Raw genomic sequence first — 1854 nt, forward strand, 5'->3', positions numbered from 1 at the left:
GTCGGGCCAAAAAGAAAGCGGCGCAGCGTGCGCGGAATACGGAGTTGGGGGAGTCGCTGAAGAAGCTTAAGGCTGACCAGGCTTCGTTGGAGGCGCGCCCGGGGTGGGATGGGGCGGATGCGGGTTTACGGGAGCAGTGGGAGGCGCTGCAGGAGGAGATCGAGCCGGTGCAGGCGGAGCTCGACGAGATTGAGGCGGAGAATAAGCGGCTGCTTGACCTGCACAGGGCACGTAAGAGTCGGTATAAGCAGAAAAAGAGGGCTGCGAAGCTGCAGGATGCGTTGTTAGGCGGGGAAGGGTCTTCTGCTGGTGAGTCCGCTCAGGTAGCGGAGGAGTCTGCGGCGGCAGCCGAGCTGCGTGCGTTGATCACTAACGCGGAGGCTGGGTTGCAGAGGATGCGCGATGAGGGGTGGCCAGTTTACGTAGGCGGGGTGAATGTAGGCGTAGACCGTGTGATCGCTGATGTGCGGGAGCACGTGGCGGGTGTGGGAGTTTTCGGGAGTGCTGACGGTCTCCGGAATGTGTTGGCTCATTACATGGTGAGTCATCCGGGGGATGGCGTCGGCGTGGTGGCGTTGGAGGAAAGGTTTCACGAGTTGACGGCCGCGGCGCAGTTGCATGAGTGGGAGGGGGTCGCGGGTCGGGATGCTGTGGACCGGTTGTTGGCTGATGCGGACGGGATTTTGGGGCCGTTGAAGGCGTCGGATCGGTTCCGGGTTGTGCTGGCGCACTGGTTGGGCGAGCACCCGGGCGACTGGCGCGGTGCTCAGGCGCTGCGGGCGGAAATGGCCGGTTATCTGGCCGATGACCTCGACCTTGGCGTGGCGAGGAGTGGTTTGAGGAGTGGTTTGACGCGCGACGCGATCGAGGAGGTGAGAGCGGAAGAGGAACGTTGGCAGGCAGATCCTGCTGGGAACGAGACGGTGGCTGGGGCCGTTGCTGCCCCGATGATGCGCGGGGCCGTTGTTGATCCGGGGCTCAGCGTTATTCATCAGTTTAGTTCGGTGAAGCGGACGTTCGCGGATGCCGGTAGGGCGTTGCGGCAGTTGGCCGACGAACACGGTCAAGATGCCGTGGACCGTTTGTACGCTCCGGCGGAGAAGGTCTTGGGGCCCCTGCACGAGTCCCGGCCGTTCCGGGATGTGATCGCGCACGAGTTGATGAAAAACCCCCGGGATGATCAGCAGTTGATGACGAACCCGCAGGCCGATGAGCAGTTACAGCAGTTGCGGTGGAGACTGGTCCGTTACCTGGCCGGCGACCTGGATGGTGGTGCGGACTCAGGTACTGCCGACGACTTGCTTTCCGCCACGGTGACCCCGGTCCCTGGACCGAACGAGGCTCAGTCTAAAGCATCGCAGATGTATGCCCGGCGCTTGGCGGTGGGCAAGGCGCTTAGTGGTTTGCCGGACAAGGAAGCTGTCGAACGGGTGCTGCGAGACGAGGCACGTGCGGACGGGCTCCGCGGGGTATACAACATCAGGTCCGTGGAAGCTCGGTTCAAGAGGGGGAGGCGATGGGCTGACCCGATTCTTGATGATGTCCGGAGGCAGCTGACATCCGATTTGAACGCTGCGGTGGGGTCTCTGCAGCAGATTTTGGCGGAGGAGGAGACAAGCACTGACCTACGGAACGCATATGAAGCCAAGATCACGGAGTGGTCGGTTATTCATCTGAATACGTCGCTCAAGGAGCTCCACAGCCGGGTAGTGGACGCGTCCGCTGCTGTTCGGGAGTTGCGCCGGAATAATGCGATACTGGAATTGCAGGAGATTTTCGAGACTGCACGCGGCGGGTACGCGCGGCTGGAAGCTTGGCTTGGTCCAGATGATGTGGTGATCCGTGATTTCGACG

General features: G+C 62.1%; 1 protein-coding gene. It reads left to right on the forward strand.

What is annotated here, in order from left to right:
* The coding region (locus ACWDKQ_RS36030) for a hypothetical protein (RefSeq protein WP_450143216.1) at positions 1-1854 on the forward strand (1854 nt) is incomplete at both ends.

The sequence above is a fragment of the Saccharopolyspora sp. NPDC000995 genome, from assembly GCF_053599315.1.